The sequence below is a fragment of the Blautia sp. AM23-13AC genome (assembly GCF_003435675.1).
Classification (GTDB): Bacteria; Bacillota; Clostridia; order Lachnospirales; family Lachnospiraceae; genus Fusicatenibacter; species Fusicatenibacter saccharivorans.
Genome location: NZ_QTUL01000013.1, coordinates 1 through 23905, shown reverse-complemented (window position 1 = coordinate 23905; position 23905 = coordinate 1). Strand labels below are relative to the sequence as shown.

The window sequence follows — 23905 nt, the reverse complement described above, 5'->3', positions numbered from 1 at the left end:
GGCAAAATGTCTGCGCCTTTTACCTTGGTCAGCCCGTCTGCATGAAGCTGTTCTGCGGAACATTTCTTGCAGACGATGGCAGCGAAAACCGTATCTTTCACTGCCTGTCCATGGGCAGCACTGCGGTGCGCCTATGGGGACGGGAGATGCGGAGGGCTGTTGCCGGGGTATCACTTCTCCCGTCTTTTCTGCCATACGATGTCGTAACCAAGCACAGCGGCAAGCTCCAATACTTCCTTGTATCGTATACTTTCCCGCTGTAATTTTGCGGACAGGTTGGAAACGCTGTCGCTCCATCCGTACTCGTCCGAGAGCAGGTCAACAACTTCCTGCATGGTCATCCCGGCACGGATGATCTGTGCCTTTATTTCGTTGCGTATATTCATATTGATAAAATCCTCCATAATTCAGTTCATGTGTCGGTGCAACCTCTGCGCTCCAAGGTGGAGTGGATGCACCGAACAGTGAAAAATCTGCAATCTCCGAAATCCGTTCAGAATTTCGCTTGTGATGTCCTGTCCATATATGACCATATCCCACTTTGCCGTTTTGTGTGGTTTGGTCTGGAACAGTGAAAACACCCATTGTTCCGTGAACAGGGTACACGGTTCAGAGAAGCACGATTTCGTGAAATAGTTTCGTCCTGCGGTCAAAAACTTTGCTGTTTCCATTACCATTGATTTTTAATGCCCGAAAACAGGTCAGCTTTGAAAGCTGCTGTTTCCTATAACGGAAGAAAACAGGGGTAAATGCTGCGTACATACGTACAGAGCATGACTGGCAAAATCAATCCCGCCAGTCCTCCGGTACGTACGTACACGGCGAAACATCGTAAAATCCATTTATATGAGGTCTTGCCACAGCTTCCACGCCCATAAAGCCCCACACCCGCCGTCCGGCAGAGTTGGTGATGTTGTTGCAATGCTCCAGATTGAATCTCCCGGCATTGGCAATCATGGCATCGCTGAAGCTACGGGCTTTCAGCGGTGCAAGGGAGTTTTCCTCACACCACATCCGGTAGATTTCATAGAAATCCTTAGAGCTGATGGAAGCATCCGCTTTCAATCGGATGTATCCCTCCGACTCCATGAAATCAAAGATATTGTTGTTGTCACGCTTGACCGCTTCCCGGTTTTTCCGGATACGGTCACTCTCCGTAAACTTAAAGTTGTTGGCAACAAGCCGCTGTAAGCCTTCAAATGCCCACAGGAAGATACCCTCGGCTTCAGCTTTCATCTTCTCTGCAAGGTCAGGATCATCGGCTCTGTCCATGGGCTTTTCTTTGGTGGTCAGCACAAGCTGTCTGCGGTAAAAACCATCGCTGCGATCATATAGGGCTTGCAGATCACCATTGCTGAATGCCAGCAACCGGGCAAACATCCAGCCCTGATAACTCTGCTTGCCCTTGCGTTCCAAGTCCATTTTGCCCTGTGCAGTCACGATGGATTTTACATAGTTGGTCTGACGCAGAGCTTCCATCCGCATATCATCATCCACGCACAGCAGGATGTGTTCCAGATCGGCACGGGCAAAACGGTTTTCAGAAATCTTCCCGATGCTGCCGTCTTTCATATTCGTGCCGAAGATGGTGGACAGCACCGCACCGATTTGAGATTTACCCTCGCCACCGTTGCCTTTAATCACCATCATGCGCTGCCCCTTGTTGGAGGGAATCAGGCAATAGCCGATAAACTCCTGCAAAGTTGGAATGTCCTCGGCGTAAAGCAACCCATCCAGAAAGTTCAGCCAGATCACCGGTGCAGGAGCATCGGGATTATAGCCGACAGGCAGACGGCTTCGCACGATAGCCGGTCTGCCTTCGGTGAAAGTGCCGTTCAAGAGCAGCGTACCGTTGGCAACATGGATGCGATCCTGCTCCGGAGGGAAGTCAGACACCTGCGCTTCCAGTTTCAGCACTTCCAGAATGTTGGTGATCTTCCGTGGGATGTTGTTCACGGCACAAAATTTCAGCTTGTCGTAAATCTCCCAACGCAGAGGAAGGTCATCCGTCACTCGACCATCGGGCGTGAAAAAAGCTCCGTTTGCGAAGATGATTCTGCGCTCATGCAGAAATTCTTCACAAAACAGAGCTTCGTTGATGTTCTGCCCGTCAAACCAGACAGGAAAATTCATATTAGGCGTTTTCCGGTTCTTCGCCACGGTGCGCCACCTCCTTTTTCTTTCGTGCGGTATACTCTTGCAGAAAAGCAATTTTGTCGTCCTGCATCAGCTTGTCCACCAATGCCACCCGTTCTTCCAGATCACCCACCGTCAGCACATCTGCCATATATTCGATATAGCAGTGCATCTGGCAGGCTTCCACAAAACGGTCATCCAGAGCATCTTCCGGTGTCTTGGGTGCGTATCGTATTTTCCAATCTTCCAGCAGATGCAGATAATCCGTCAGCACCCGGAAACACAGCATTTCATTCTCCCGGAACTGACGGATATAGGGACGCTTTGGCTTGACCATAGCTGCGGCAGTGGGCGGTTTCGGGTCAAGCCCGAAGTCCGCAGCCAGCTTTTGCGCTGCTTCATAACTGCTCAGATCGAACAGTCTTGCCACAAGGTCGATTACATCCCCCTTGGCTCCGCAGCCGAAGCAGAAGAAATAATCCTCGTTCAGCTTCAAGCTCGGATGCCTGTCGTTGTGGAACGGGCAGCAAGCCATACCATTGCGGTTGACATTCAGCCCGTAGTGTTTTGCGGCTTGCTTTACGCTGATTGCCGCCTTGATGATTTCATAGATTGTCATAGAAAAACCTCCGTTCATAGTATTTAGAAAGCACGAAACACCCGCCGTGATTGGCAGGGGTTTGGCTCCTTCTACTATGGTTATGCCGGATTTTTCAAAAAACAGGCTAATCGGAGGACAACCCCGTTTCAAAAAACAGGACAACTTATGGATAGATGTAGATTTCTTTACATTAGCATGATAGAATTAAGAAAATGAAAAAACAGGACAGGAGGGGCAAGCATGAACCAAGAACTGATGACATTGGATTTTTGGCAGGATACGGTCATATATGAGGGAAAAACACTTCCTGTCGGCGCTCTTGCCTGTGATGCGCTGAATGTCCCTGCGGATACCATCGCAAAGATGAACGAGCAATGCGAGAAAATCAATCTGCTGCTTGGAATATTAAACGCCGGACAGGATGCTTCTGCACTCTGTCCTATTGCAACGGAAGCTGCTCTGACGATGCTTGATATTCTCAGTCAAACACCGCCGTTCTCCTATATGAATATCTCAAAGCACAGAGAACGGATTGAAAAAGTCTTTACTGTGGACAATGCGCTGAAATATGTGGAGTTTGCCATAAAAGCCGCAACCAATTCTTTGCAATTTGAAGAAATCCAGAACTTTGCCGATGCGATGATGCTCCAACGCTATACCGCAGTTTTCGGGCATCTGGCATACTCCCTTGGGGAATACCAAACGGCCATGCTTGATTTTGCAGAAAAATCAGACGGCAATGAAGCAGAACGCACCGCAGAGGGTTTTGCAAAAATGTTCGGCGACTATTTTCCGCCGGAGTTCTCTATCACGGAGGGCAATGCCTGGATGTCTACTTTGAATAATTCCGTTCAGTATATATCGGTCATCCGTCCCGGCGAAAAAGTTGCGAAGCTGGTCAAGCGGATGCACTATGTATCCTTTGTAGGGATGTTCCGGTCTGATCTTTTTGAGGGCTTATGTGTTGGTCATGCCCCGAAAAAATGCAAAATCTGCGGCAAGTGGTTCCTCACCACCAACGCAAGGCACACCAAATACTGCGGCGGCTATGCACCGGGGGACAAGCTGCACCGCACTTGCCGACAGATCGGCAACCTGAAAGGCAGAGAACAACGGGAGCTTGCGGACGATCATCCGGTGAAACAGATTTATGAGAAACGGCTGAACACCATAAACCGCTATGTGAAGCGTGGTACTCTGGACGCTGATCTTGCAGAGGTTATGAAAAAGCTGGCAAAGGATAAAATGCTTCGAGCGCTGAGCAATGTCGCCTATGCCAAAGGTGATTACGAAAAAGAGATGGGACAGGCTGCTTTGAAGAAAGAAGCAAAATTACGGACGAAATGAGGAATATGTAATGGCACAGAAATATGATTTAACTGATATTGGGAATGCGCTTAGCCGGGTTATGGACAATCCTATGACCAAAATAATCCGTTCTGGCTCTATTGGTGTGTTGGGCGTAGTAAACCCAGTTGCGGGAATTGTAGGCGGAATAGGAAATGATCTTCTATCTGAATACAATACCTTCAAACTCGGCCATCTACTGAACGGTCTTGCATCTGGCTTTAATCTCGAAAGAAGATTGAACGAGCTTTACAACTATGTAAACTCCAGCCCGGAAAAGGCTATTATCGTAGCCAATCTGTTCAAACAAACCGTAAATGCAGAATGCCCAAAGGTTTGCGTTATTTATGGTCTAATTCTTGCAAACCATTTAGAAACACTTACAGAATTCACGCACGAAGAATTGATTGTCTGTAAAGCTTTGGAAAACGCTACGGATTATGATCTGAAGAATTTCAAAGAAATAATGGAGAACTATCTTAAGCCAACATCAAATGGAAGAAGAATTGTATTTCCAAAAGACTTTGCAGATATTGCTGCTTTCACCACCACATGCGATTGGTGTGTATATAATAGAATCTTTGTTTCTCGCACAGCAGAGTGGGGTGAAATGGAAGAAGGCATTTTGGATATGAGCACGTACTATTACGAGGCAAATCCTGCATCTGTTCTTCTGGATAATATAAATGCTGCAAGACAAACTTGGAATTATGGTTAATTATTCCCGCTGATTACTTAGAAGGGAGGTGCGCTATGCTAAATGATTTTTCGTGGAACATGACCGGATACATACCGAAGCACCAAGTTAATCCACACGGTGACGGCATCATCCCCTATGTGGCAGAGCGCATCTTCCAACTGGAACCGGAACCGCCAGCGGTGGACAGTCTGAATGAATATATCCTGTCTGCTTTGCGGGAAAAGAATTTGCTATATTTTTCGTTCTTTCTGCACCACTACGAAACGCAGCTCAACAAGCGCATCAAAGGCTTTCTCAGTGTGGACGGCGGCAATCTGTACGACACAGACCGATTTATCGATATAAAGATCTCCTGCCGGGAGCAAATGCTCCAAAAGCTGATGGACTATGATCCTGCCAAGGGTGCGGAGTATGCTACATACATCTATCCGTTCATCTGGGATTCTATGCTCCGTTTCCGCATGGGCGAAGAAAAATGGTCGGTATCCTCTCTGACCAATTACAAAATGGTGCGATCAATGGCGTGGCTGTACCATAACACCAAAGATGCGGTCAACCAGTTTTCCAAGAAGTATAACTGCGACCTTGCTCTTGCGGAAGAATATCTGAAAGTTGTCCGTGGAATCCGCAACCAGCAGCCGTTCTATATAACGGACGAGGACGGCGAGGAAACAGGCGAGGATATAGCCCTTGACGATAGCTGGAACTATACCGACATCCTCTGGAACGGCATACAAGCAGAAAAGGTACAGCGGGCATTTGAGAAGCTGAATTACCGGGAACAGACCTTGCTCGAAAAACGGTTAGCAATCTGTATGACCTGCGGGCGAGTTGGCTCATGGAAGAACCGCCCCACTTTTGAAGAATTGGCGATTATGTTTGAGGGCAGCACAGCCAGCGGTGCAGAGCGAGCCTACCGGAAAGCGGTGGACAAACTGACAGAACTGCTGGTTGCCGAAGGTGCGCTCCATGCTGTCCGGCTGAAACAGAAAACCAAAACCAAGCGCAAAAAGAAAATCGCCGCCGCAATCTACGAATATCAAGCAGACTGCGACGGCGAATGGGGCGAAATTTCAGTTGATTTTGAGAACGGCACAGCAGAGATTATCCGACTTGCTGATTGGGATACAATTAAAACGAACTGGTTTGCCAAGGAGGCGATCCGGTATATTTTATCATTGTCGCCTGATGCTCTTACAAAATATATGCTCGTCCCCCTTGAGCCGCCACTTATATCTTGAATCCTTACAACCACTGTAAGTGGTATTTGCTGTGTTCCCATGCTATCATTTTATTACAAATGATAGGAGGTATTCACATGAAACCCATTTTGAATATTGAAAATTTAACAAAAATCTATGGCAATGTGCCAAGTCAAACAAAGGCACTGAATGGGATCACCTTCCAGGTGATGCCGGGAGAGTTTCTCGGCATTATGGGAAGCAGCGGTTCCGGTAAATCCACACTGCTCAATTGTATTGCGACTGTGATTCAACCCACAGGTGGAAGCATTCAGGTGGAAGGCGATACTCTGCAATCCCTCAAGGGAAAGGCTCTTGCAGAGTACCGTGGCAAAAAAGTTGGTTATCTATTCCAGAACTTTGAATTGCTGGACAACCTGACTGGCAGGGAAAACATCCTGCTCCCGACTTCCTTGCATGGGGTATCCGAAGCAGAAAGCAGCCAGCGGCTGAAGCAGTTGGCTGACTATCTGGAAATCACTGATGTTCTGGATAAGTTTCCGTCCAAGATGTCCGGCGGCCAGCGTCAGCGTGTTGCGGCAGCAAGGGCTCTGATCTTACATCCCCAAATGATCCTTGCCGATGAACCGACGGGTGCGCTGGATTCTAAGAACGCAAGAAGTCTTATGGAGAAGCTGTCCGGCCTGAATCGTGACGAACAAGCTACGATCCTGATGGTAACCCATGATTCCAATGCCGCCAGCTTTTGCAAGCGCATTCTGTTCATCCAGGACGGCGTGATCTTTCATGAGCTTCGGCGTGGAGACGAAAGCCAGCAGGAGTTCTACGGGCGCATCCTGAAGGTGATGGCGCAACTGGGAGGGGGCAGCGCAAATGTTCTCTAATCTCATTCTTCGGAACAGCCACCGCAGCCGAAAGGAAAACGGTCTGTTTTTCAGCTCCCTGGTGATTTCTATTGTTGCCTTTTACATGATTCTTTCCATCTCCACTCAAGATGTGATGCTCTTTTTGCAGAAAATGGAGAGTGACGCAGTTGACAAACTCCTGCTTCTGATTCCTGCGTTTTATGGGATGACCCTCGGTATTCTGTTCTTTTTGATCTATTTTGCCTGCAAGTATCAGTTCGAGCGCAGACGGCATGAGTTTGGTGTTTATCTAATGTTGGGGATGCGTAGAAGTAAACTGTTTGGTATGCTTCTGGCGGAAGATTTCCTGACCAGTATTCTTGCCATGCTCATAGGCTTACCTGTGGCTGTGGTGCTTTCAGAAATTGTCAGTCTTGTCACCGCCAAGCTGGTAGGCATGGGGATCATCGGTCATCAGTTTTCTTTATCCTGGTCTGCAATTGAATGGACGCTGGCAGGATTTCTGGCAATTAAGCTGACGGCACTTCTGATTTTGAGTGGACGAATCAGCCGCCAGGAGATCGGTACTTTGCTATCCCAGCCAACGAACCGCCCCAAAAAGCAAATGCCATCTGTTATCTATGGACTGGCTGCTATATGCGGAAGTGTGATGTTGGCAGTGGCTTACTACATGGCGATTCAGGGAATTGCATGGACAAAGGTAAGTATGATGGGACTGACTTTGCTGTTGGGCATAGTTGGTACGATGCTGCTTTTCTATGGGATGCGTGCGCTGATTGCTTTGATTGTTAAGAAAGGAAAAGGAAATAAGCAGCTTCATGTATTTACCTTCCGGCAGATTCAGGAGAATGTTATTCATCAGTCAACCTCCATGGCCATCAGCTCCCTGCTGATTCTGGCGGCGCTGTGTTGTTTTGGTGCGGGCGTAGGAATTGCAGGAACGAATAGCCTGTCTTCTGGCCATGTAATCGACTATACTTTTGAAGATCATACTGCAGAAGATTCATCGCAGGTTCTTCCGAATATAAAGGCAGCCCTGAAAGAAAACGGTTTGGAAAATCAATTTTCAGAGCTTTTTGAAATGAGGGTTGGGCGTATTCGCACCACAGAAGATTATGATAATGCCTACAGCATGGACGCTGTTATGGACTCTCTTCGGAGCCTGCCCCAGTCGGAAGACCGGGATGTCCTTCTGAACAATCTTGGTTATGCCACATACCCATATTTGATTTGTTTATCGGACTATAATCGTTTGTTGGAATTGTCCGGCAAACCGGCTCTCCAATTAGGCGAAAAGGAGGCCGCTGTCTATATTGATACAGAGTTTACTACGGTAAGTCGTACCGCAATGCTGAACCAAGTATTGGCCGGACAGCCCAAGGTGGAACTGGATGGTAGTCCGATTCATCTTACAGGAGAGGTTCAGTCTGTGAATTTGGTCACGGACCGTTCTATAACCTTGTCCTTTGCATTGATTCTTCCGGATGAAGCATTCCTATATTATAGCCAGGGAATGTATGATACCTATGTCAATGCGGTGCTCAGTGAGCAGGCTCTGGATGGAAATAGCCTTATGACTGCATATTTGGATTTGAACGAGAAGCTGGACGAAACTGGCATTGAATATGAAAGCTATCTTCAGAATATAGGTCGTCAGCTTTTCTACACCATAGCATCCAGTTATATTACCCTCTATCTTGCGATTGTTTTCCTGGTAGTTGCCAACACCATCGTGGGTGTTCAGTTCCTGATGAGTCAGCAGAAAACCGGGCGCAGATACCAGACCCTGATCCGCCTGGGAGCTACTTACGAAACCCTTTGCCAGTCTGCTGGAAAGCAAATTACCTGGTTTATGGGACTTCCTGTATTGGTTGCGGCTGTCAGCAGTCTGTTTGGAGTCAGGGCGTTATTTACAGGGATACTCTCGTCCCGAACCCGTGGGACAGTGTCTGAAATGCTGCTTGTATCTGCTGCTATGATTTTACTACTTTGCGTGATAGAATATATTTATATGAGAGTGGTCAAGCGCTCCAGTGATCGGTATTTGCTGACACTGATGCAGCCGCAGAGAGAAGAATAATTTGGAAGGAGGTGCTGTCATGAAAAGAATTGCTGTTGTGGAAGATGAAGTCTATATGCGGGAAGAACTCTGCGATATGCTCCAAAAGGACGGCTATCTTGTGGAGGCAATTACCGAGTTTGAAGATGCCGCTCGGCTCTTGGCAGCCCTCCGCCCTGACCTTGTGATCTTAGACCTGAACTTGCCGGAGATCAGTGGCTTTCAAATCTGCCAGGAGCTAAAGAATAAAACTGCTATCCCCGTCCTGGTGCTGACTTCCAGAGATCAGGTAAAGGATGAACTGCAAGCGTTCCAGTTGGGTGCCGATGAATATTTGACGAAGCCGTGCAGAAAAGATCGACTTCTTGCCAGGGTATCCAATATTCTCAAAAGGTATGAAGGCCGTACCAATCTCATAGAGGGACCAGATTTCCTGTTAGACCAGCAGACCTACACGCTTTATATTCATAATACCTCTGTGGTGCTTCCAAAAAATCAGGGAAAACTGTTGGTCGCTCTTTTGTCCGGCGGCGATGCTCTGGTCACGACGGAGCAGCTTTGCATGGCACTATGGGGAACCACGGAATACATAGATGAAAATGCCTTGCAGGTTAACCTAACCCGGCTGAAAAAAACGATGTCCGCCCTTGAAATGAAGCAGCGAATCGTTGCAGTTCGAGGAATGGGCTACCGTTTGGAAGCGGAGGTGTCTCTATGAAGCAGCTTTGGCACATGATAGAACGGTACTACCCCTGGCTTCTGTTGCTGCTGGGCGTGGATTGCTTTTGCGCTGTCATTCTTTGGATTTCTGACATTCAGGTATTTCAAACCTTGATCGGGTTAGTAGTTCTGACGAGCATCCTTTTGTTTTCAGCGATTCTGTTTGTACTAAACAAGAGGGAGAACACCCACATGGAACTGTTCCGAGATTTCCTCAGTGATCCTACCATCTGCAATGAAGAACGGCTGCTCAGTGCCATTAGTCAGAAAGAAGGAGAATCTGTCCGATTTTTGGCTTCGGTTTTACGGGAATACAAAAACGAGAGTAACAATATGGCGGATGCCCTACGGGACTATGAAGAATACGTGGAGGGCTGGGCACATGAAGCGAAAACGCCCCTATCGTTGCTGACCATGCTCTTGGATAACCGGAACGATGAAATCTCTCCTTCCCTGCAAGCAAAGCTGGATTATGTCCGCAGTCAGCTTCAGGAGGATGTCACGCAGATGCTGTACTATGCCCGGTTGAAGAGCAGTACAAAGGATTACCGATTTGAGGATGTCAATTTGAATGACTGCTTGGGTGAAGTTCTGGAGGACTATGCCCCACTTCTTGAAGAGAAGCATTTTGTCATTCTCAACAAACTGCAATCTGAAACAGTCTATACAGACCGTAGAGGACTTCAGTTTATGTTGGGACAAATCGTTAGCAATGCCATCAAATATAGCAGCGATAGTCCCATGCTTACAATTTCCGTGATACATTCGGAGACTGCAGATATCCTTTCTGTTGAAGATAACGGCATTGGCGTAAAAAAATATAATCTGCCGTACATTTTTCAAAAGGGCTTTACCGGGGATTCTACTGACAGCAGAAAGAAGGCTACCGGTATGGGACTTTACCTGGTTAAGAAGATGGCCGACGATCTAAATCTTCATCTGGAAGCAGCTTCCCAGTGGGGAAAGAGCTTCAAGATTGTCATCTTCTTTCCTAAATTGAGATCCAACGGAGGGAAATAATATAAACAGAAAAACGCCCGCAGGATTTTCTCCTGCGGGCAGCGTGTTGTCAGCTATCCCAAGGCTTGTATCCTGTTACAGTTTTCAAATAGGTTTCGGGATCGCCGTTCAAGATAAGGTCTGCATACTCCAAAGGAGCGTTGTAGATCAAATAATCCAGCTCTGACCGCTGATACATATTGTCAGCAATCTCGTTCTCAACGACGATAGTGTCAATCGCAATCATACTGCCGTCGCTGAATTTCACTTCCACACAGCAATTATCCATATTGTAGGCACAAGATATTAAGGTTTTCATGGTATGTCCTCCATAATTCGTAATATAAAGCGAAAATCCCGTCTGACTTTCTGTTAGAAATCAGACGGGATTTGTCCGTATGCACCCCGGAAACCGTCAGCTAACAGTTGATAAGTAAATTAGTTCCTTATCACTGTTAAGCCAAGGTTTTCCGGGGTTTTACTATATCTAAACGGACTGATATGGTTTGAACAAATTTGGCAAAACGAGAGCCGTTTTCACCCGATTTTTAGTGGTTAAATATAGGACAGTCGGCAAAAATGGGGTCAAAAAACGGTCTTAGTGGTTAAAAAATAGGACAACCAGAGAACAATTTCGGGGGTATTTTTGAGGGTGATTTGGCACTCTCAGACACCGGATTTTTCGCTGGAGGGTTTGGCATAATCTGACCAAATCTGAACAATTAAATACGATTCTAATGCAGGCACTCAGTAACAAATAACTGGGTGCTTTTTGTCATGGCGAGGAGGAAAGTGACTATCGTGCTTGCATCAGGGAGAGCGAGTGGATTTAACTTCGTCCCAAGTTGGGACGAAGTTGCGGGCTGACGAAATTTTGGCACAACAGGCGGGGTCAAGTAGAAATCAGGTTCAAAGATTTATTCGACTGACAGAACTGATTCCCGAACTGCTGGACAGGGTTACTTTTACTTCTGACACTCTGCGGAAGTATTTTCCCAGAAGCTACACACCAGCCAGGATGCAGGAGACCATTATCAAGCTATTGGAACAATGGCAGCGTAAACGTCAGAGAGACCAGGAGCGATGAAAGGAGCCGCCTATGAAAGATATTTTAGCAAGGGAGCTGAAAGGACATAACATTCTTGCTGTGGAACGCTTTAAGGACAGCACCCGATGGATGATTGAATTTGTTGTTCTCCATCCGTGCAGTGCTTACGGGAGCAGAGGTGATGAAATGCGTCTGTTTCTTGCAGAGGACAGCTATTAGAACGCTCTCCAAGATCATCAGCGCCGGAAAATCAAAATCAAGCGGTATGCCCGTGTTGTTGAGGGACACATCCTCGACTTTAAGCCGGGAAAGAAATGCACAAGAAAATATAGAGAAAGTTGAACGCCACAATTCTTTGATTTAGGATTGTGGTTTTTTTGTACCCAAAATTTGGAAGGAGTGAGGTCGATGGCCGTTTTTCGCATTGAACGGACCCGTGATTATACCGTGATGAGCAATCATCATTTACGAAATGCAAACCTGTCGTTAAAAGCCAATGGACTGCTTTCCATGATGTTATCTTTGCCAGAGGACTGGAATTACACCACCCGTGGTCTTGCAAAGATCTGTAAGGAGGGCGTGGATGCCATAGGCGTTGCGTTGCGGGAATTGGAGGCTGCCGGTTACATTGTGCGGCACAAGCTGCGTGACCGGCAGGGACGCATCAGCGATACAGAGTATGTCATATACGAGCAGCCACAGCTTAGAAAACCGGATACGGATTCACCAGATACGGAAAACCCGTATATGGATAAACCGGATACGGAAAAGCCCGCAGAATTAAATATAGAGAAATCAAATACTCAAAAACAAAATATTTATGGATCAAGTACCGATTCCATTCCCTTCCGGGATTGCGCGGCAGATTGTCTGCCGGAACGGAAAGGAAGGGATGCGATGTCACTCACAGAGATAGAGAGTTATCGGGAATTGATTCAGGAGAATATCGGGTATGAATACCTGTGTCAGCAGTATGAAACTTATCGGGAGGATTTGGATGAGATTGTGGAGCTAATCGTGGAAACGGTCTGTGCAAAGCGAAAGACCACCCGTATTGCAGGAAGTGATTTTCCGCATGAAATCGTTCGTTCCAGGTTCTTGAAGCTGGATAACTCGCACATTGAGTTTGTCATGGACTGTTTACAGAAGAACACCACGGAAATTCGCAACATGAAGCAGTATCTTCTGACCGTTCTGTTCAATGCACCGACCACGATAAGCAATCATTACACTTCACAAGTAAATCACGATCTGTATGGCGGCTGGTAAATGGTCGCTTTTTTATTGCCCGGAACTGCCGGGAGAAAGGAGCAAGCATGATGTCTGAGGGAAAGACCATAGGGCAGCTGATGGAAGAAATGCGGGCAAAGGCAGGAGCGCAGAATTATCACGGTCATGGATATATGGACCTCCAGCGTTTTGCGGAGGACACCCGGCACATGATTATTTTTGATGTGCTGACGAACGATTCCCCTGTTGGCTGGAAAGGCGAACGAACCCGCCTGTTCCTGTCGGATACCGGTTATGAAAAAGCACTGGATAGTCAGGAAAAGGGGCAGATTAAGATTTTGAGCCACGCAAAGGTACGTCAGGGCAATCTGCACTATGACCGTTCTGACCAGTTACGCTAAGGAGGGCGGTATGAAGCGTTATCTTCTGCGGCGGCTGGTGGTTCCGCCTTAGCAAAAAAAGAGATTCCCTGCAAACTTCGTGGAAAGGAGGCGAGAAAATGCAGGAAGAAGTGGAAAACAGAACTTTGACGCTGGTTGTCAGTGGAACAAAGTTTACCGGCAGAATGTTTAAGGCTGCCATAAGCAAGTACATGGCACATCGAAAGGAAAAGAAGCTGGAAAAACAGAGAAGCCGTGATGCGCCGGTTGTTCCGCATGGAAAACAGACTGTGAAGCAGCTTGTCGGGCAGAATCAGGGAATATCCAACATTGAGATCACAGACCCCTCTATCAAGGAGTTTGAGAAAATCGCCCGGAAATATGGTGTGGATTATGCGGTGAAAAAGGACCGCAGCAGTTCTCCGCCAAAGTACCTGATTTTTTTCAAAGGCCGTGATGCAGATGCTCTGACAGCAGCTTTTACAGAGTACACCAACAAAAAGGTCAAAAAGGCAACGAAAACAGAGCACCCGTCCGTACTGGCAAAACTTAACCAGTTCAAAGAGATGGTTAAAAATGCTGTGGTGGATCGCACCAAGCGAAAGGAGCTGGAACGATGAAAAAGACATTGGACATCAAAAAGCTCATTTTGCTGAATATGCCGTATATCCTGTTGGGGCTGTTTGCTACCAATTTTGGAGAGGCATGGCGAATGGCACAAGGGGCGGATGCTTCAGAAAAGTTTCTTTCGCTGGTTGCGGTTCTGCCTGGGGCGTTGCAAAGTTTCTGGCCAAGCCTGCATCCATTGGACTTGTTGGTAGGGCTGTGTTGTGGAGGCAGTCTGAGGCTGGCAGTGTATCTTAAAAGCAAGAACGCCAAGAAATATCGACATGGTTTGGAATATGGTTCGGCCCGCTGGAGTGCATAATTTTAAGTGTAAATGACACATACATGGACGCACAGGAGGTTATGCACATGACTGATTATAGCAAAATTACAGCCCTTTACTCCCGCCTTTCCGTAGGCGACGAGGACAGGGACGGCGGCGAAAGCAACAGCATACAGAACCAAAAAATATTTTTGGAGAACTATGCCAGAGGGCAGCACCTAACCAATATCCGGCACTACATCGACGATGACGAAAGCGGCAGGTTTTTTGACCGTTCCGCCTACTCCCGCATGATGGACGATGTGGAAAACGGGAAAATCGGTGTCTGCATTATGAAAGACCTTACCCGCTGGGGGCGCGACTATCTCCAAGTAGGCAACGCGATGGAGATATTCAGACGGAACAATGTGCGTTTTATCGCGGTCAACAACGGGATAGACAGCGAGAAGCCCGACACATTGGAGTTTGCGCCCTTTATCAATATCATGTCGGAGTGGTACGCAAAGGACATCAGCAAGAAAGTGAAAACGGGCATTAAGACCAAAGGCATGAGTGGAAAGCCGATTGTCACCGAAGCCCCTTACGGCTATGTCAAAGACCCGGACAACAAGGATTTTTGGATAATCGACGAGGAAGCCGCCGAGGTTGTCCGTTTGATTTTCCGTCTGTTTATCGGCGGGAAAAACCGCAACCAAATCGCCGTGCATCTGACACAGGAGCAAATCCCAACCCCCACTTTCTACATGAAAGACCGAGGGAGGGGAACTTGTAAAAATAAGACGCTCAATGAGGATAACCGCTGCAAGTGGAACAAAGCCACCTTGACCCATATCCTCACACGGCAGGAGTATTGCGGCGATGTAGTCAACTTCAAGACTACAAAGCATTTCCGGGATAAACATAACCACTATGTAGACCGGAGCCAGTGGCACATCACAGAAAATGTGCATGAGCCGATTATCAGCCGCAGCGATTTTGAAACTGTACAGCGGATTTTGGAAAACGCACCCGTCAGACGCCCCAACGGGGACGGGGAAATCCACCCTCTGTCCGGCTTGCTTTTCTGTAAGGACTGCGGCGCAAAAATGCACATTCGTATAGATTACCGGAACGGCGGCAAGCGGCATGTTGCTTTTTGCAGCGAGTACCACAAGGGAAAAGCCAAGAACCCCAAATGCCATTCCCCGCACATCATGGACGCGGACTTGCTCATGCAGACCATCGCGGAAGTGCTGAAGAAAATCGAGGACTATTCTATCAGCAATCGGGCGGAGTTTGAAGCCTTAGTGAAAAAGAACCTTGCCATGCAGCAGACCAACCAGACCAAGAAACAGCAGAAGCGTATCCCGCAAATCACGACGCGCCTTGAACAGATTGACAAGGTGCTGAACAAGCTCTATGAGGACAACGCCCTCGGCGCGATCTCACAAGACCGCTATGAGCAGATGTCGCAGAAGTATTCAGAAGAATACTACACGCTGAAAGCGGAGCTTGCCACGCTCCAAGAGCAGCTATCCGCTTATGAGAACGCGGGAGGACGGGCGCAGAAGTTTTTGAAGCTGACGGAACGCCATGCTGCCTTTACCGAGCTTACCCCCGCCATTCTCAACGAGTTTATCAGCCGGATTGAAGTGCATGAGCGCGACCAGAAAAGGGCGAGATACGCAATCCAGCACATCAGCATATATTTCAATTATATCGGCAAGTTTGAGAACGAAGTGACACAGCTTGCAGAGCCGACCGAGCAGGAAATCCAGCAAATGCGGGGGGAAATCGAAGAAGCCAAAAAGGAAAAGAGCCGCGCCTACCACCGGCAGTATTCAAGGGAGTACCGGGCGAGAAACCTTGAAAAGCAGCGGGAGTATGACCGCATGAAAGCGCGGGAATACCGGGCAAAGAGAAAGGCGCAGGCAGCCGCCGCACAGCCCGCACAGTAAAACAGAATAACCGTCAACCAAGAGGGATTTTCCGAACTACGGGAAATCCCTCTTTTGCGCCCAAAGAAAGGAGCCGCCTATGGCAGAACAGACCCCCGACAGCATCATCACGACCCAGAGGAACGGGCAGACCATTGTTGCGGAGTTGTTTTTCAATCACAGCAGCACAGAAACATTCCGCGACAAGCTGCTCAAACTGGTGCTTGCCGACAGCTCGCGTTTATCCGCGTCTGACGGTCAAGAGCCGGAAAAAACAGAAATCTTGCGATAACAGCCGCCCTGACGAACCATTCCCTGTCCGGGCGGTTTCTATTTGAAAATCCTCATTTTCCCCAAGTCAAGAGCCGGGAAAAACACCCGAAAAATGCCCCTATTGCGTAACAGGGGCGCAGAAAGGAGAGTTTATGAAAACAGGGCTTACCAAGCAGGAAAAGACCACCGATATATGGTTTGACGAGAAAGACACCCTTATCCATATCCGCACCCACAACACCGCCTTAAAGAAGCGTCTGCTTGCATACAACCGCCGTTATCCGGCAATCTGCCAGCAGACGGACACAGACCCGGAAACGGGCTGCATGGAGTTTGATATTGCAAAGGGGCGTTTCTCTTTCCGTCTGACCGCCCCATACAGCAAGGAACGACGGAAAGCCGCCAGCGAAGCGGCAAAAGCTACTGCAAGCAATCTCCGGCGAAGTGTGATATAATTTTTTTGAAAAAGTTTGAGATTTGATGTAGTATTCGCCGCTAAAACCGTAGTATATAGGTGAAGCCAGAAAGGAGGCGGTGCGATTGATAGACGATGAAAAAATCATAGAAATGTTTTTCGAGCGTTCAGAACAGGGCATACGGGAATTGGACATAAAATACGGAAAAGTCTGCCACAATCTTTCCTACCATATCGTAGGGAGCAGACAAGACGCGGAGGAATGTGTAAACGACGCTTATTTAGGCGCATGGAACGCCATTCCCCCGGCGCGGCCTAACCCGCTTCTGTCCTACATAGTGAAAATTGTTCGGAACATTTCACTCAAAATCTATTGGAGAAAGGAAGCTGCAAAACGGAGTAGTCACTATACGATTGCTTTAGAAGAAATCGAAGCCTGTATCGCAGACCAGAAAACCGTTGAAGATGAAATTGAAGCCAGAGAGTTAGCCCGTATTATCGAGGACTTTTTGGACACGCTGACCGTTGAAAATCGCGTTATCTTCATGCGCCGCTATTGGTTTTCCGATAGCTACAAGGATATAGCCGAGCTTGTGGGACTTTCGGAGAAAAATATCTCCGTCCGGCTGACCCGTATCCGCGAGAAGATGAAGCAATACTTAATTGAAAGAGAGGTATTCGTATGAACGCAAAGAAATTCTCCGACGCTATGAGCGAGCTTGATACAAAATATGTTGACGAAGCACTCAACTACAAAAAGAAAATGAAAAAGCCTGTGTGGATAAAGTGGGGAGTTATGGCAGCCTGTCTTTGCCTTATAATTTGTGTAGCTACAATTCCTCGTTTACTTAATGGCTCTAATCCCCCTGTTTCTGGAGATTTGGCTCCTATGGTTTATGTAAATAACAAGTTGTATCAATATGCTGATAGTCAACCCAGTCTTACAGACAAAGAAAGCCAGTTCATTTATTTAGGGGAAATCGAAAGCAAAGTTAGTTCATCACAAGAGCCAAAAGAAAATTTCCAAGCTAATGACGATATTGTAGGCGCTAAAGTATATCAATATGAAAATGATATTGTGATTTTAATTGATGGTAAATATTTCTTATATAGTAATTTGGAAAATGCAGAAAATGAAACAGTTGAATTTGAAGGACAGTTATTTAACAAATCGGACTTATCCGAAGAAACCCTTAAATGGCTTGAGTGGTATAATTCATTACCGCCAGAAAAACAGCTTACTGTCAGTTCAATTCCAGCCGAGCTATATATTGATGACGGTGCCGGAACGGTTGACGCAGACCAAGAAAAATAACTTTGATTGACACCCACAAGGGACAGCCGAGAAAATCGACTGTCCTTTTTCTATGCCGACAGGCAGAAAGGAGCGACCAGCTATGACGAAACCGAGAGAGAAAACCCGCGAGGAATTGACCGCCGAGATTGAGGACAGCAAGAAGAAAATCCAGCAATACGAAAACAGAGAAAAGATTTTGCGGCAAAAGCTGTCCCGCGAGGAACGCCGGGAGAGAAACCACCGCCTTATTGTCCGGGGCGCGGTCTTTGAAAGCATTGTGCCGGAAGCAAAGAACATGACCGACGAGGAAGCCACAGCACTTCTCCGGCTTGCCTTGACGAGTGAACCAGCGCGGGAATATCTGAAAAAACGAGCAGAGGGAGCGACAAGCTGAAAATCCCTTAGGAACTAAGGGCGCACTTATACACCCTTACGGGCGTGTGCGCTCTGCCGAGGGCTTGTCTCCGCACAGGGAGATTTCCCCGCGCTCCGATATGGCGGCTTTGCCGCAACAAGGGGCTGCACCCCTTGCGCCGCTTTGCGGCTATCCCTGCACACCCACAAAAACAGTACACCCGCCGTTGGCGTCTGTACCATTTTTGCGGGTTTTATTATCCTATCCGGGAGGTGATACCCATAGCCATTTACCATTGGAACATCGGCATTGTGAGCCGAGGAAAAGGCAAATCAGCCGTTGCCGCAGCCGCCTACCGAAGCGGCGAAAAGCTGACAAACGAATGGGACGGAATGACCCATGACTACACTCGCAAAGGCGGCGTTGTCCATACAGAAATCATGCTGCCGCCCCACGCCCCGCCCTCTTTCTCTGACCGTTCAACCTTGTGGAACAGCGTGGAGCTTTACGAGAAAGCCGGGAACGCCCAGCTTGCCAGAGAGATTGACGCGGCACTCCCCATAGAATTATCCAGAGAGGAACAGATCCGGCTTGTCCGGGAATACTGTTCCTCTCAATTTGTTTCCAGAGGAATGTGTGTGGATTTTGTTATCCACGACACCAACAGCGGCAACCCCCATTGTCATATTATGCTTACCATGCGCCCCCTTGACGAGCGCGGCACATGGACAGCGAAATCCAAAAAGGAATATGACCTTGATGAAAACGGCGAGCGTATCCGCTTGCCAAGTGGCAGATACAAGACGCACAAAATTGACCTTACAGGCTGGAACGACAAGGACAACACCCTCTTGTGGCGCAAGGCATGGGCTGACTTTACCAACGACTTTTTGGAGAGGAACGGAAGCCCGGAGCGTATCGACCACCGCAGCAACGCCGAGCGCGGCATAGACGAGATACCCACCGTCCACATGGGCGTGGCGGCTTGCCAGATGGAGAAGAAAGGTATCGCCACCGAGAAAGGCGAACTGAACCGCAGTATTCAAAAGACAAACCGCCTTATCCGGGAAATCCGGGCACAGATTAGCAAGCTCAAGGAATGGATTGCCGACCTGTTCAAAGCGCGGGAAACCGCCCCGGAGCAGCCGCCGCAATCTCCCAACCTCGCAAATCTGTTGATGAAGTATTTGAGCGTTCAGAGGGAAAAGAGCCGGAAGTATTCGCAGAGCTGGCAGCACCAACACGCAGCCGACGAACTGAAAACCATATCACAGGCAGCGAATTATCTTGCGGAGCATGGTATCTCCACTCTTGACGAGTTGGACGCTTCTCTTTCCTCTGTCAGTGATGAAGCCTTTTCTATCCGGGAGGGAATGAAAACCGCCGAGCAGCGCATGAAAGAGCTGCAAAAGCTGATAGAGAACGGCGAGAATTATTTGCAGTACAAGCCCATTCATGCCGAACTGAAAAAGCTGAAAAATGGCTGGACGAACAAACGGGATAAGTATGAGGAAGCCCACCGCGCCGAGCTGACTCTATGGAACGCAGCAAGCCGCTATCTCCATGCAAATCTGACGGATACAAAGACGCTGCCTATCTCCGAATGGAAACAGGAATACGCTGACCTCAAAGCGCAGAGAGATACCGACTACACCAAACTGAAAGCTGCCCGCGCCGAAGTTGCCGAGCTTCAGAAGATACGCAAATGCGTGGATATTGCGCTGAAAGCCGAGCAGCCGGAGCAGACACAGAACCGCACCAAGCGGCAGGAACAGGAGAGATAAAGAAAAGGACGGGCAAGCTATTTTGCCTGTCCGTCCTAAATGTTTTCTGATAAAATGGACGCTATTGATCCCTAATATTAAAACCAACTTGTTCTTTCGTCCCTAAATTCGGGCTGGTCACTATGCTCATAAGGATTATAATTATTCAAATTGCAACCAAACTCTTTCAATGATTTTATTTTATTATCCTTTGTCCATTCAACCAGCGAAATTCCATCAAATTCCTCTATGCTCCCATTGTTCATTTCATTTTTGAAATACCACTCCACAATCGTCTGATTTCCTTTGTGGAAAAATTGTTTGATTTCCCAAGCAACGACTTTGCCACGAGTATTCCATTCCTGAAACCAGTGTTTTACGATTTGACGGTTATTATATTTTGGACACCAGCTTTCAGTATAAATTACATCTTCTGCAAAAATATCATCAATACCTAAATCCTGTTTTGTAAGCCACATTTCAAACCATAAGTGAATAATTTTTTCTCTTTCATTCACAATCCAGCACCTCACTAACTTCCGATTTTTCGGTTTCATTCTACATCAAAACTATGAACAATTCAACCACAGAAAGAGAGGTATCAACTATGTATTACACCCAAGAACAAATAGACCGCGCCAACCAAGCCGACCTTGTTTCTTTTCTGCACGGACAGGGCGAGCAGCTTACCCGCGCCGGGAACGAATACCGCTGGAAACGGCACGACAGCATGACTATCCGAGGAAATAAATGGTATCGCCACAGCCAGAGCAAGGGCGGCGGCCCCGTCGATTTTGTCATGGAGTTTTTCGGAAAGAGCTTTACCGAAGCCGTTGAACTTCTCACAGGGGAACAGGGAGCAGCCGCGCCGGACAGACCAAGCCCCGCGCCCCTCTCTGATTTTCGATTGCCGCCCCGCAGCCCCGACAACCGAACAGCGAGGAACTACCTCACAGCAGCCCGCCGCATTGATGAAGATGTGTCAGGCTTTTTCTTTGCCAGCGGGGATATTTACGAGGAAGCCGCCCACCATAACGCCGTATTCGTAGGACGGGACGAGGACGGAGTACCACGCTACGCCCACCAGCGCGGCACAGCCGGGAACTTCCGGCTTGATGTGAAAGGCAGCGACAAAGCCTTTAACTTCTGCTACCGGGGCGAGGGCGAAAGATTGTTTGTCTTTGAAGCCCCGATAGACCTGTTATCTTTCCTCTGTCTGTTCAAAAAGGACTGGCAGAAGCAAAGCTATCTGGCACTGGGCGGCGTGGGGGAAAAAGCCCTTTTGCGTTTCCTCCCTGACCGTCCGAACATTACCACCGTCTACCTCTGCCTTGACAGCGACGAAGCCGGAAACGACGCTTGCAGCCGCCTTGTGAAGCTCATGCCGGAGGGATATACCGTCCACCGCCTTATCCCTCTTTTCAAAGATTGGAACGAGGTACAGACGCGCCGGGGAGAAATCACAGACGGGAAGTATTTGCGTGAAGCGGTCTATGGATTGAAAGAGCCGCCGCAGGAAGAAACGGTTGAGATTATCCGCATGAGCGAGGTTGATACACAGACCGTTGAATGGCTATGGGAGCCGTATATCCCCTTTGGGAAAGTAACCATTGTGCAAGGCAATCCCGGCGAGGGCAAGACCACCTTTGCCCTACGCCTTGCCGCCGCCTGCACCACCGGGGGAACGCTGCCGGGCATGAAGCCCATGCAGCCCTTTCAAGTGATTTACCAGACCGCCGAGGACGGTTTGGGCGATACCGTCAAGCCACGCTTGATGGAAGCCAAAGCCGACCTTGACCGGGTGCTTGTGATTGATGAAGCCAAGCGAGAGCTTACCCTATCTGACGAGCGCATAGAGAAAGCAATCGTACAGAACGGGGCGCGTCTGATTATCCTTGACCCCATACAGGCGTACATGGGCGAAAAAACCGACATGAACCGGGCAAACGAAGTGCGCCCCATGTTCCGCCGCCTTGCCGAAGTTGCCGAGCGTACCGGGTGCGCCGTTATCCTTATCGGACATTTGAACAAAGCAGCCGGAGGGCAGAGCGCGTACCGGGGATTAGGTTCTATCGACTTCCGCGCAGCCGCCCGGAGCGTCCTGCTGATCGGGCGCGTGAAGCGAGAACCGAATGTGCGCGTTATCGTCCATGACAAATCTTCCCTTGCGCCGGAGGGCAAGCCCGTTGCCTTTTGCCTTGACCCGGAAACGGGCTTTTCGTGGATAGGCGAATACGACATCACCGCTGACGAGCTGCTGTCCGGCGCGGGCGGCAACACCGCCACCAAGACCGAACAGGCGGAACGGCTGATACTGGATTTACTGGCAGACGGGAAAGAGTTTGCCAGCGAGGACATTGTAAAGGCCGCAGCCGAAGCCGGAATATCCGAAAGGACGGTACAGAACGCCAAGCGCGACATGGGCGGCATTTTAGGCGCAAGGCGTGTCGGCGGTCAATGGTACAACTTCATCAAGAAGAAGCAGCCACCCGAACCCGCAAGCTGAAAGTGCAAAACGCAGACCCTTTGCGCTTTGCACTTTCGCACTTTCACGATAATTTGCGTCAATAACTCAAAAAAGCACTTGACAAAACGCTTCATGGGGAACCCGTGAGGATATTGCACCTTACGTTGATCCTGTATTTCAGAACAATGTGATTCTGACGAAAACGGAGAGCCTGACCATGAACAGCCGCCCCAAGGACCCCAAGACTGCCAGAAACAAAAATGTACTGGTGATTGGCGGCTCCGGTTCCGGTAAGACCCGCTTCTGGCTGAAACCCAATCTGATGCAGATGCACAGCAGCTACGTCGTGACTGACCCGAAGGGAACCATTTTGGTGGAGTGCGGAAAAATGCTCCAAAGGGGTGCGCCCAAGCTGGGGAAGGACGGAAAGCCCATGAAGGATAAGCATGGCAAGGTCATTTATGAGCCTTACCGCATCAAGGTTCTAAATACCATCAACTTCAAGAAGTCCATGCACTATAACCCCTTTGCATACATCCACTCGGAAAAGGATATTCTGAAGCTGGTGACAACGCTAATCGCTAATACCAAAGGCGAGGGCAAGGCCGGAGACGATTTCTGGGTCAAGGCGGAAACATTGCTGTATTGCGCATTGATCGGATATATCCACTATGAAGCTCCGGTGGAGGAGCAAAACTTCTCCACCCTCATCGAGTTCATCAACGCCATGGAAGTCCGGGAGGATGACGAGGAGTTCAAAAATCCCGTAGACCTGATGTTTGATGCACTGGAATCGGAAAAGCCAAACCACTTCGCAGTGCGGCAGTATAAGAAATATAAGCTGGCAGCCGGTGTTGTATGCTCTAAAAGACTTCTTAATCAAGCGGTTGGGAAGTCTCTTAGAACACACAACCTAAAACCGAAGAAAGGAGCGCAAGTTATGAGAAAAAATGAGAAAATCACAGCTCTGTACGAACGACTGAGCCGTGATGACTTTGGCAAAGATGATGACCAACAGCGTGAGAGCAATTCCATATCCAATCAAAAGGCTATGTTGGAGGACTTCGCCGCACGGCAGGGCTTTACAAACATTGTCCATTTCACGGACGATGGTATCAGCGGCACTTGTTTTGACCGCCCCGGATTTTTAGCCATGATGAAAGAGGTTGAAGCCGGGAATGTGGAGTATCTGTGTATCAAGGACATGAGCCGCATGGGTCGTGACTATCTGAAAGTCGGTCA

Annotated in this window: 23 protein-coding genes and 4 pseudogenes; 22 read left to right on the top strand and 5 right to left on the bottom strand. The window is 48.4% G+C overall.

The window, feature by feature from the left end:
- Window positions 1-170 precede the first annotated feature (170 nt).
- The 3 genes from DW642_RS12755 to DW642_RS12740 form a co-directional block, all read right to left on the bottom strand.
- A complete protein-coding gene (locus tag DW642_RS12755) occupies window positions 171-386 on the bottom strand; it encodes a hypothetical protein (RefSeq protein WP_055228675.1) in 216 nt (71 codons plus the stop codon).
- Window positions 387-786: 400 nt separating this feature from the next.
- Window positions 787-2133, bottom strand: a complete 1347-nt coding sequence (locus tag DW642_RS12745; protein WP_117510407.1) for a DNA primase family protein — start codon at window positions 2131-2133, stop codon at window positions 787-789.
- A 1-nt stretch (window position 2134) separates the two neighbouring features.
- Window positions 2135-2755, bottom strand: a complete 621-nt coding sequence (locus tag DW642_RS12740) for a CHC2 zinc finger domain-containing protein (RefSeq protein ID WP_033121509.1) — start codon at window positions 2753-2755, stop codon at window positions 2135-2137.
- Between the two features lie 222 nt (window positions 2756-2977).
- On the opposite strand from DW642_RS12740, the gene DW642_RS12735 reads away from it, so the two are divergent.
- From DW642_RS12735 to DW642_RS12705, 7 genes are all read left to right on the top strand, one after another.
- The gene (locus DW642_RS12735) at window positions 2978-4084 is read left to right on the top strand and encodes a DUF6076 domain-containing protein (RefSeq protein ID WP_033121508.1); all 1107 of its coding nucleotides are present in this window, start codon (window positions 2978-2980) and stop codon (window positions 4082-4084) included.
- Window positions 4085-4094: 10 nt separating this feature from the next.
- The gene (locus DW642_RS12730) at window positions 4095-4802 is read left to right on the top strand and encodes a hypothetical protein (protein WP_055228676.1); all 708 of its coding nucleotides are present in this window, start codon (window positions 4095-4097) and stop codon (window positions 4800-4802) included.
- A 35-nt stretch (window positions 4803-4837) separates the two neighbouring features.
- A complete protein-coding gene (locus tag DW642_RS12725; RefSeq protein WP_033121506.1) occupies window positions 4838-6025 on the top strand; it encodes a hypothetical protein in 1188 nt (395 codons plus the stop codon).
- Between the two features lie 77 nt (window positions 6026-6102).
- Entirely contained in the window at window positions 6103-6870 is a 768-nt protein-coding gene (locus tag DW642_RS12720; RefSeq protein WP_033121505.1) for an ABC transporter ATP-binding protein, read from the top strand.
- Window positions 6860-8932 carry an ABC transporter permease gene (locus DW642_RS12715; protein ID WP_055228677.1) on the top strand — a complete coding sequence of 691 codons (2073 nt, stop codon included), beginning with the start codon at window positions 6860-6862 and terminating at the stop codon, window positions 8930-8932. The genes DW642_RS12720 and DW642_RS12715 overlap by 11 nt, the downstream gene beginning before the upstream one ends.
- A gap of 19 nt (window positions 8933-8951) precedes the next feature.
- A complete protein-coding gene (locus DW642_RS12710) occupies window positions 8952-9629 on the top strand; it encodes a response regulator transcription factor (protein ID WP_055228678.1) in 678 nt (225 codons plus the stop codon).
- A complete protein-coding gene (locus DW642_RS12705; RefSeq protein WP_055228679.1) occupies window positions 9626-10651 on the top strand; it encodes a sensor histidine kinase in 1026 nt (341 codons plus the stop codon). The genes DW642_RS12710 and DW642_RS12705 overlap by 4 nt, the downstream gene beginning before the upstream one ends.
- Window positions 10652-10700: 49 nt before the next feature.
- On the opposite strand, the gene DW642_RS12700 is transcribed toward DW642_RS12705, so the two are convergent.
- Window positions 10701-10949, bottom strand: a complete 249-nt coding sequence (locus DW642_RS12700; RefSeq protein WP_117510406.1) for a DUF6061 family protein — start codon at window positions 10947-10949, stop codon at window positions 10701-10703.
- 489 nt (window positions 10950-11438) lie between these two features.
- Here DW642_RS12700 and DW642_RS12695 point away from each other — a divergent pair.
- The 13 genes and pseudogenes from DW642_RS12695 to mobQ form a co-directional block, all read left to right on the top strand.
- Window positions 11439-11717, top strand: a pseudogene (locus DW642_RS12695) (ParB/RepB/Spo0J family partition protein); the annotation flags it as partial.
- A 12-nt stretch (window positions 11718-11729) separates the two neighbouring features.
- A pseudogene (locus DW642_RS12690) lies at window positions 11730-12020 on the top strand (DUF5720 family protein).
- Window positions 12021-12086: 66 nt separating this feature from the next.
- Window positions 12087-12947 carry a DUF6017 domain-containing protein gene (locus tag DW642_RS12685; RefSeq protein WP_117510405.1) on the top strand — a complete coding sequence of 287 codons (861 nt, stop codon included), beginning with the start codon at window positions 12087-12089 and terminating at the stop codon, window positions 12945-12947.
- A gap of 50 nt (window positions 12948-12997) precedes the next feature.
- A complete protein-coding gene (locus DW642_RS12680; protein ID WP_008728385.1) occupies window positions 12998-13309 on the top strand; it encodes a DUF5720 family protein in 312 nt (103 codons plus the stop codon).
- 98 nt (window positions 13310-13407) lie between these two features.
- The gene (locus DW642_RS12675; RefSeq protein WP_117510404.1) at window positions 13408-13908 is read left to right on the top strand and encodes a PcfB family protein; all 501 of its coding nucleotides are present in this window, start codon (window positions 13408-13410) and stop codon (window positions 13906-13908) included.
- A pseudogene (locus tag DW642_RS12670) lies at window positions 13905-14207 on the top strand (recombinase); the annotation flags it as partial. The gene DW642_RS12675 and the pseudogene DW642_RS12670, both read left to right, overlap by 4 nt.
- A 56-nt stretch (window positions 14208-14263) precedes the next feature.
- Window positions 14264-16114 carry a recombinase family protein gene (locus tag DW642_RS12665; protein WP_330410145.1) on the top strand — a complete coding sequence of 617 codons (1851 nt, stop codon included), beginning with the start codon at window positions 14264-14266 and terminating at the stop codon, window positions 16112-16114.
- Window positions 16115-16193: 79 nt separating this feature from the next.
- A complete protein-coding gene (locus DW642_RS12660; protein WP_006060444.1) occupies window positions 16194-16385 on the top strand; it encodes a transposon-encoded TnpW family protein in 192 nt (63 codons plus the stop codon).
- A 133-nt stretch (window positions 16386-16518) separates the two neighbouring features.
- Window positions 16519-16821: a hypothetical protein gene (locus DW642_RS12655; RefSeq protein ID WP_117510401.1), complete on the top strand. Its 303-nt coding sequence runs from the start codon at window positions 16519-16521 to the stop codon at window positions 16819-16821.
- 85 nt (window positions 16822-16906) lie between these two features.
- A complete protein-coding gene (locus DW642_RS12650) occupies window positions 16907-17467 on the top strand; it encodes an RNA polymerase sigma factor (protein WP_117510400.1) in 561 nt (186 codons plus the stop codon).
- Window positions 17464-18096, top strand: coding sequence for a hypothetical protein (locus tag DW642_RS12645; protein ID WP_015540945.1), 633 nt, complete (start codon window positions 17464-17466; stop codon window positions 18094-18096). Before DW642_RS12650 ends, DW642_RS12645 begins: the two co-directional genes overlap by 4 nt.
- Before the next feature lie 82 nt (window positions 18097-18178).
- The gene (locus DW642_RS12640; RefSeq protein WP_015540946.1) at window positions 18179-18472 is read left to right on the top strand and encodes a DUF3847 domain-containing protein; all 294 of its coding nucleotides are present in this window, start codon (window positions 18179-18181) and stop codon (window positions 18470-18472) included.
- Between the two features lie 233 nt (window positions 18473-18705).
- The gene (gene mobQ / locus DW642_RS12635; RefSeq protein WP_117510443.1) at window positions 18706-20217 is read left to right on the top strand and encodes a MobQ family relaxase; all 1512 of its coding nucleotides are present in this window, start codon (window positions 18706-18708) and stop codon (window positions 20215-20217) included.
- Window positions 20218-20294: 77 nt separating this feature from the next.
- Here mobQ and DW642_RS12630 read toward each other — a convergent pair whose 3' ends face one another.
- On the bottom strand, window positions 20295-20714 hold the full coding sequence (locus DW642_RS12630) for a nuclear transport factor 2 family protein (RefSeq protein ID WP_117510399.1): 420 nt from the start codon (window positions 20712-20714) through the stop codon (window positions 20295-20297).
- An 89-nt stretch (window positions 20715-20803) separates the two neighbouring features.
- Here DW642_RS12630 and DW642_RS12625 point away from each other — a divergent pair, with 89 nt between their 5' ends.
- Both DW642_RS12625 and DW642_RS12620 read left to right on the top strand, forming a co-directional pair.
- Complete coding sequence (locus DW642_RS12625; RefSeq protein WP_117510398.1) at window positions 20804-22702, top strand: AAA family ATPase; 1899 nt, start codon at window positions 20804-20806, stop codon at window positions 22700-22702.
- A gap of 85 nt (window positions 22703-22787) precedes the next feature.
- A pseudogene (locus DW642_RS12620) lies at window positions 22788-23905 on the top strand (type IV secretory system conjugative DNA transfer family protein); the annotation flags it as partial.